This window comes from Corallococcus sp. AB038B (assembly GCF_003668955.1).
GTDB classification, from domain to species: Bacteria; Myxococcota; Myxococcia; order Myxococcales; family Myxococcaceae; genus Corallococcus; species Corallococcus exiguus.
In genome coordinates this window covers 389,812-397,453 of record NZ_RAWO01000008.1, presented here as the reverse complement: position 1 = coordinate 397,453, position 7,642 = coordinate 389,812, and the positions used below count along the sequence as shown (strand labels likewise).

Annotated in this window: 6 protein-coding genes and 1 rRNA gene; 4 read left to right on the top strand and 3 right to left on the bottom strand. The window is 68.5% G+C overall.

Annotated features, from left to right (window positions below; translation table 11 throughout):
- The 4 genes from rrf (at window position 1) to D7Y04_RS28845 (ending at window position 5,985) form a co-directional block, all read left to right on the top strand.
- Window positions 1–116, top strand: a 5S ribosomal RNA gene (rrf, locus tag D7Y04_RS28860).
- Window positions 117–485: 369 nt separating this feature from the next.
- The gene (locus D7Y04_RS28855) at window positions 486–3,263 is read left to right on the top strand and encodes a serine/threonine-protein kinase (RefSeq protein ID WP_120597228.1); all 2,778 of its coding nucleotides are present in this window, start codon (window positions 486–488) and stop codon (window positions 3,261–3,263) included.
- A gap of 116 nt (window positions 3,264–3,379) precedes the next feature.
- Window positions 3,380–4,750, top strand: coding sequence for a KamA family radical SAM protein (locus D7Y04_RS28850; protein ID WP_120597229.1), 1,371 nt, complete (start codon window positions 3,380–3,382; stop codon window positions 4,748–4,750).
- The gene (locus tag D7Y04_RS28845; protein ID WP_120597227.1) at window positions 4,750–5,985 is read left to right on the top strand and encodes a KamA family radical SAM protein; all 1,236 of its coding nucleotides are present in this window, start codon (window positions 4,750–4,752) and stop codon (window positions 5,983–5,985) included. The genes D7Y04_RS28850 and D7Y04_RS28845 overlap by 1 nt, the downstream gene beginning before the upstream one ends.
- Window positions 5,986–6,015: 30 nt before the next feature.
- Here the strand turns inward: D7Y04_RS28845 and D7Y04_RS28840 are convergent, their stop codons facing one another.
- The 3 genes from D7Y04_RS28840 to D7Y04_RS28830 all read right to left on the bottom strand — a co-directional run bounded on the left by D7Y04_RS28840 (window position 6,016) and on the right by D7Y04_RS28830 (window position 7,577).
- Window positions 6,016–6,591: a hypothetical protein gene (locus D7Y04_RS28840; protein WP_121761350.1), complete on the bottom strand. Its 576-nt coding sequence runs from the start codon at window positions 6,589–6,591 to the stop codon at window positions 6,016–6,018.
- Window positions 6,592–6,654: 63 nt separating this feature from the next.
- Window positions 6,655–6,990, bottom strand: a complete 336-nt coding sequence (locus D7Y04_RS28835) for a hypothetical protein (protein WP_233601619.1) — start codon at window positions 6,988–6,990, stop codon at window positions 6,655–6,657.
- A 38-nt stretch (window positions 6,991–7,028) separates the two neighbouring features.
- Window positions 7,029–7,577 carry a hypothetical protein gene (locus D7Y04_RS28830; protein WP_121761349.1) on the bottom strand — a complete coding sequence of 183 codons (549 nt, stop codon included), beginning with the start codon at window positions 7,575–7,577 and terminating at the stop codon, window positions 7,029–7,031.
- Between the last annotated feature and the right edge of the window lie 65 nt (window positions 7,578–7,642).

The window sequence follows — 7,642 nt, the reverse complement described above, 5'->3', positions numbered from 1 at the left end:
CCGGTGGCAATGTCGGAGGGGTCACACCCGTTCCCATCCCGAACACGGAAGTTAAGCCCTCCAGAGCCGATGGTACTCCGCGGGAAACCGCGTGGGAGAGTAGGTCGCTGCCGGATTCTTTTTGAAAACCCCTGGTGCCGCAAGGCGCCAGGGGTTTTGTCTTTGCGGGCTTGTCTCGCGGGCCGCCGCACCTGGCTTGAGCGCTGAGACGCGCTCTCCGGGGGCTTCTGGTGCCCGTGCCTGTGACTCGATTTCGCCTGGCGTGTGCCGCAGTCTGCGCTCGCGGTAGGCGATTCTGGAGTGACGCGGGAAGGCGGGTGGGTCAGTTTTGGAGCGAGGGGAGGCCAAGTTCTCGGATTCGTTGGGGAATCGCGTTATCTTGGATGTTTGACCGCCGTTCTCACTGGATCTAGAGTCACTGCTCCCCCCGGTCTGCGCACCGCCTGCCGCGGTCCGTACTCGCCGGCGCCGGGCAGCCCCGCGAGATGAAGAAGCCGACCTTCTTTGGGAAGTACCTGCTCCTTGAGCGCGTCAACGTCGGCGGTATGGCCGAGGTCTTCATCGCGAAGGCTTTTGGCGTCGAAGGCTTTGAGCGCATCCTGGCCATCAAGAAGATCCTTCCGACGATGGCGGAGGATGACGAGTTCATCACGATGTTCATCGACGAGGCGCGGATCAGCGTTCAGCTGAACCACGCCAACATCGTGCACATCCACGAGCTCGGGAAGCACGAGGACGCGTACTTCATCGCCATGGAGTACGTGGCGGGTCGTGACGTCCGCACGCTCCTGGAGCGCTACCGCCGCCGCAAGGAGATCATGCCCACCGCACAGGCGGTGTTCATCGTCTCCAAGATGTGCGAGGGCCTGGACTACGCGCACCGCAAGAAGGACGCGCGCGGCCAGGACCTGCACATCATCCACCGCGACGTCTCTCCGCAGAACATCCTCGTCTCGTACGAAGGCGAGGTGAAGATCATCGACTTTGGCATCGCCAAGGCCGCCAACCGTTCGCAGAAGACGCAGGCCGGCATCCTCAAGGGGAAGTTCGGCTACATGAGCCCGGAGCAGGTCCGGGGCATGCCCATCGACCGGCGCAGCGACATCTTCGCGGTCGGCGTGCTGCTCTACGAGATGCTCACGGGCGAGAAGCTCTTCGTGGGCGAGTCCGACTTCTCCACGCTGGAGAAGGTGCGCAACGCGGACATCCCGCTGCCGCGCGAGTTCAACCCGAACATCTCCGCGGGTCTGGAGAAGGTCGTCCTCAAGGCGCTCGCGCGCGAGCCCGAGGACCGCTACCAGTGGGCTTCGGACCTCCAGGAGGACCTGATGCGCTTCCTCCTCGCGGGGGACGCCATCTACTCGTCGAAGCACCTGTCCGGCTTCATGAAGGAGGCCTTCGCCGAGGACATGCTCCGCGAGGCGGAGAAGATGGAGCGCTATGCCTCCGTTGAGCGCCCGGACCAGATCGAGCACTCGGGTGTGACGCTGCCTCCTCCAGTGGCCGCGCCCCCCCGCGCGACCTCCCAGAAGAGGTCGCCAGCGCCTTCGGCCACCGGTTCTCCGGTGGGTCGCGCCTCCACTGCGCCCGCACAGCCCGCGCCTGGCTACATCCCGCCGCCCAGCGCTGAAGAGCTGGCGGAGATGGATGGCGCCGCGGACAAGACGCAGATTGTCGACTCCACGCACACGTTCCGCGCCCCGGAGACGCGGATCGCGGACAGCAGCGTCGTCGTGGACGACAGCATCACCGGCCGTTCGGAGAACCCCATCGACCGGGCCGGGCACCACACGAGCGCGTCTCCCTACGCCCAGGACGAAGGAAGGGGCGGCAAGGGCAAGAGCGGTCCCAAGTCCCAGGTCATCATCGGGGACGAGGGCGGAGAGGCCTACGCGGGGGCGACCATGATTGGTCCGGCTCCGACGGCGCCGCCTTCGCGCTCCCGCGGTGGCTCGGCGGCTCCCGTGCTGGATCCCGAGGAAGAGGAGACCACGGGCAACCTCACCGTCCCGGTAGGCTCCCGCCACAACGGCCTGCGCGCCCAGGCGGCCGAGGAGGACCCGGACGGCGCCTACGACGACCAGGGCGACGAGTACGAGGGCGACGGACAGGAGGACTACGGAGACGAAGGGCAGGACTCGGAAGAGCAGCCCTACGACGACGAGGCCGACGGTCCGGCGACCATCCCCCAGAAGGCTTCCAAGATGGCGAAGCCGGCCCCGGCCGCCAAGGTCCAGAAGGCCAAGGCGCCCGCTGGACCGAAGAAGCCTCTGCCCAAGCCCGCCATCATCGGCATGGCCGCGGGCGCGGCCCTGCTGCTCCTTGTCGCGGTGATCTTCGTGGTCCGTGGCTCGTCCACGGGCTCCGTGAACTTCGTCGCGCCCGTGGGTGCCACCGTCCTCGTGGACGGTGAAGCCGTGAACGCCAATCAGGTCATCGAGCTGTCCGCGGGCATCCACAACGTGACCGCCTCGGCTCCGGGCTATCAGCCCGTGACGCAGCAGATCGAGGTCACCGCCGGACAGGCGGCGGCCCCCATCCTCCTCAGCCTGAGGGTGGCGGATGCGCCGAAGCCTCCGGAACCCAAGCCTCCAGAGATCAAGGATCCGCCGCCTGCTACGCCGCCGGTGGTGGTGGACAATACGCCGCCCACGACGCCGGAGACGCCCCCGGACAAGCCCGTCGAGCCCCCCGCGCCGAAGACGTTCACCGCCCTGTTCGAAGGACAGGAGGGCGCGGAGATCACCGTCGACGGCAAGTCGTTGGGCAAGCTGCCCGGCGCGAAGCTCGGCGACCTGGAGATGGGCAAGAAGTACACGTTCACGGCGAAGCGCGCGGGCTTCAAGCCGTTCTCCGGCGACTTCACGTCCAGCGGGAACACGGAGGTGCGCGTCGCCGTGGACATGGTGGAGGAAGCGCCGCCGCCCGAGCCCAAGCCGAAGCCCCCGCCTCCGGAGCCGAAGCCCAAGCCTCCTCCCGTGGCCGTGACGCCGACCCCGAAGCCTCCTCCGGAGCCGAAGCCGAAGCCCGCCGCTGCCGCGATGGGCAAGTTCGCCTGCAGCACGTCGCCGACGGGCGCTCAAATCTGGGTGGATGGGAAGAACACGGGTCGCTTGAGCCCCGTGACGCTGGGCAATCCGCTTTCACTGCCGGTGGGCAAGCGCAAGGTCGTCTTCAAGCTCAACGGCAAGTCGACCAAGCCCCAAGTGGTGGTCATCGAGGCGGAGGGCGTAGCCAAGCTCATCAACGTCCCGGTGAATTGAACGGACGCACTGCGCCATGGGGCATCTTGTGCCCCTGGCGATTGTTGAGCAGGGATGTCAGGGGGCAGGCTATGACGCCTCGCCCACGACGCTCCTTACGTTGAGGTGATGTGTTCATGAGCACGACGTCCACTCGAGGCAAGCCCGACGCTGGCCCCGCGCAGCAGCCTTTCACCTATCCCCTTCGCCAGGAGTTCGTGGAGCCCGACTGGCGGCGCATCCCGGGCTACAAGGACGTCACCGCGGCGGAGTGGGAGAGCTCGGTGTGGCAGCGCAAGCACACCGTGAAGAACCTGCGCGAGCTGCGGGCGACGCTCGGGGCGCTGCTGCCGGACGACCTGGCCGCGAGCATGGAGTTGGACCAGAAGGAGCGGGCGACGATGTCCATCCTCGTCCCGCCCCAGATGCTCAACACCATGCACCTGGAGGACCTGTGGAACGACCCGGTCCGCAGGTACATGTTGCCGGCGCTCGCCGACCGCCGCACGGACTGGGCCAACCACCCGCGCGCCAGCCGTGACAGCCTCCACGAGGCGGACATGTGGGTCGTCGAGGGCCTGACGCACCGCTATCCGACGAAGGTGCTGGCGGAGATGCTGCCCACGTGCCCGCAGTACTGCGGCCACTGCACGCGCATGGACCTGGTGGGCAACGACGTCCCGCAGGTGTCCAAGCACAAGTTCGCGACGGGGCAGAAGGAGCGCTACGAGCAGATGCTGGACTACCTGCGCCGCACGCCCACCGTGCGCGACGTGGTGGTGTCCGGCGGCGACATCGCGAACCTGCCCATCCAGGCGCTGGAGCCGTTCGTCAGCGCGCTGATGGACATCCCGAACATCCGCGACATCCGCCTGGCGTCCAAGGGCCTCATGGCGCTGCCGCAGCACTTCCTCCAGGACAGCGTCCTGGCCGGCCTGGACCGGCTGGCGAAGAAGGCCGTGGAGCGCGGCGTGGACCTGGCGATGCACACGCACGTGAACCACGCGCAGCAGCTCACGCCGCTGGTGGGCAAGGCGGTGCGCAAGCTGCTCGACATGGGCTTCCGCGACGTGCGCAACCAGGGCGTGCTCTTGCGCGGCGTGAACGACAGCCCGAAGGCACTGCTGGACCTGTGCTTCACGCTGCTCGACCACGCGAAGATCCTGCCGTACTACTTCTACATGTGCGACATGATCCCCAACAGCGAGCATTGGCGGCTGTCGGTGGCGCAGGCTCAGAAGCTCCAGCACGACATCATGGGCTACATGCCGGGCTTCGCCACGCCGCGCATCGTCTGTGACGTGCCGTTCGTGGGGAAGCGGTGGATCCACCAGGTGGCGGAGTACGACCGCGAGCGCGGCATCTCCTACTGGACCAAGAACTACCGCACGAGCGTGGAAGCGAACGACGCCGACGCACTTGATCGGAAGTACGAGTACTTCGATCCCATCGACACGCTGCCGGAGTCCGGCCAGGCGTGGTGGCGGGATCAGCCCAAGGCGGCGTAATGGATTCCTCCGTGGGCGCCATCGCGCCCCAGTCGTCTCCCCGTCCCTCGCTGAGTGCCGAGGGGCGGGCCCGGTTGTTTCCCTCCGCGACCGACGCGGAGTGGACGGACTGGCGCTGGCAGCAGCGTCACTCGGTGCGCAACCTGGAGCAGCTGGAGCGCTACGTGCGCCTGACCCCGGATGAGCGCGCCGGGGTGCAGGAGACGTCCTCGCTGTTCCGGATGGGCATCAGCCCTTACTACCTGTCCCTCATCGACCCGGAGCACGCGCTGTGCCCCGTGCGCATGCAGTCCATTCCGGTGCGCGCGGAGGCCCGGGTGCGGCCCGGGGAGCTGGAGGATCCGCTCGGCGAGGACAAGACGCGCCCGGAGGAGTGCATCGTCCACAAGTATCCGGACCGGGTGCTGTTCCTGGCCCTGGATACGTGCTCGGTCTACTGCCGCCACTGCACGCGGCGGCGCATCACCAAGGGCGGTGAGGCGGAGCTCACCAAGGACCAGATGCGCCGGGGCATCGACTACGTGCGCAACCACCCCGAGGTGCGCGACGTGCTCATCTCCGGAGGAGACCCGTTCCTGCTGAGCGAGGACCGGCTGGAGTCGCTGCTTGCGCCGCTGAGCGAGATTCCGCACGTGGAGATGATCCGCATCGGGACGCGGGTGCCGGTGGTGCTGCCCATGCGCGTGACGGACTCGCTGGCGCGCCTGCTGCGCCGCTACGCGCCCGTCTACGTCATCACCCACTTCAACCACCCCAAGGAAGTGACGCCGGAAGCACGCGAGGCGTGTGAGCGGCTGGTGGACCATGGCGTGCCGGTGGAGAACCAGGCGGTGCTGATGCGGCAGCTCAACTCGGATGCGCGCATCATCAAGGAGCTGTCGCACGTGCTCCTGCGCAGCCGCGTGCGCCCGTACTACCTGCACCAGATGGATGTCGCGGAAGGCTGCGAGCACCTGCGCACGCCCATCGCCAAGGGGCTGGAGATCCTCCAGCAGCTTCGCGGGCACACCAGCGGGCTCGCGGTACCGCACCTCGCGGTGGACCTGCCGGGTGGGGGCGGGAAGGTCACCCTCCAGCCCGACTACGTCATCGAGCGTGGCGAGCGGGAGACCCTGTTCCGCAACTACAAGGGACAGACGTACGCGTACCCGGAGCCGGAGGAGACGGACTGCTCCTGCCCGTACGACGAGGTGTGGCAGGCGCGGTCGCGGGAGCTGGGCTTCCGAGGCCGCTGACGGCCCCGGAGGATGCCGGGCGCCGCGGGGCTACTTGCGGCGCTTGGAGGACTTCCGGCTCATGCCCTTCGCCGTGCCGGCGCTGTCGCCAATCTCCACGGTCGGCGCACCCGCCGAGCTGTCCAGGCTGCCGTCGACGTCGACCGAGGGCTCAGCACCGTCCGCGGACTCCAGCTCCACGGGGTCCGAGTCGCTGAAGCCCTGCTGGATGTGGACCTCGCCGTCGCCCTTGCGCTTCTTCGCCTCGGCTTCCTTCTCCGCCTTGGCCTTGTCGTCGAGCCGCTTGGCCTCGTTGGCGACGCGCTGGTTGTCATCGGGGTCCATCCGGGCCGTGAAGCTGGCGAACTCCTTCGCGGAGACGCCGTGCTTCTCCAGGACCTTGGCGGATTCCTTCTGCTGGTCTCGGATGGCCTGGCCTCGCTCGGCGTTGCTCATCTCCGACGGCTTCCGGTTGCCGTGCTCCTCGTTCACCTTCGCCTGGGCCGCGGCCTCATCGCGCTGGATGGCCGCCACCTTCTCCGGCGTCAGGCCTTCCTCCTCCGCGAGGGCAGGGGTCGCCAGGACGAGCGACGAAGCAGCGAGCATCAACGAGAGACGGGTGGTCATGGGGAGGCTCCTCAATCCGACCCATCATAGGCACGGAGTCAGAGCCAGCGCATGGCGGGTTCTTCAGGGCGCCTGACACCGCGTGCAGCCGTCGTTCGCGCCCGCGCACTGCTCGCGGGCCCTGGCGCAGCGCGGCGGCAGGTCGTCCCTGTCCGCCTGCTGCTCCACGAGGCCGCAGAGTTCCTTCGCCGTGGCGCACGTCCGTGTGGAGACGTCGCACTGCTCGGCGCAGGTGAGGTCGTCACCCTGCTCGCGGGCGCGGAGCTCGTCGAGGCGGGCCTCGATGCCGTCGATGGTCGCGTCGTCGTCTCCGGCCACCCGGGTGTCCACGTGCTTCGCGCAGCCTGCCAGCGCGATTCCCGCGATGAGGAGGGCCAGCCATGACCGGATCGCTCGCATGGGCCTACCCATATGCGCCCGCTCGAGGCCGCGTCCAGTCAGCGGCGTTCCGGGGAGCGCATGCGGCGCTCGGGGCGGGGCTCCGGTTCAGGGGGACGGCTCCAGTAGAGCCAGGCCGTCAGGGCCAGGAGCGCGGCCACGGCCAGCCTCCGCAGCCATTCCTCCCGTGCCCTTCGGGGCGAGTCCGCGTCGGCCTGGGCGGCCTTGTCCAACGCGGCTTCCACTTCGGGCCCCAGGGCATGCATCCGCCGGCACAGCCAGGCCACGGGCGCGAGCGGCACCGGCACGGGCGCGGTGTCCTTCTCCACGGCCATGGCCAGCATGCGCTCCCAGGCGGTGGCTTCCTCCGGGCTCTCCGGGGACCTCGCGGGCTGTCCCAGTTGACGGGCCAGGGCCACCGCCGAGCGGAGCAGCAGCACCGAGAAGGCGTCGCTTGAAGTCCCGTACCAGGCCGCGCACTCCGCCTGGGAGCGGCGCTCCACGAGCCGGCGGACCAACACGGCGGCCGTGCGGGGCTCCAGCGCGCGGAGGGCCTCGGAGAGGACCTCGGGGGACAGGCGGGCGACGTCGGGGACGGAGGCAGTCACTGGGCTCCATTCTGCGGCATCCGCCTGGGGTTTTCGCGGGCTCCTACCGGGGAGAGGTCCTGGCG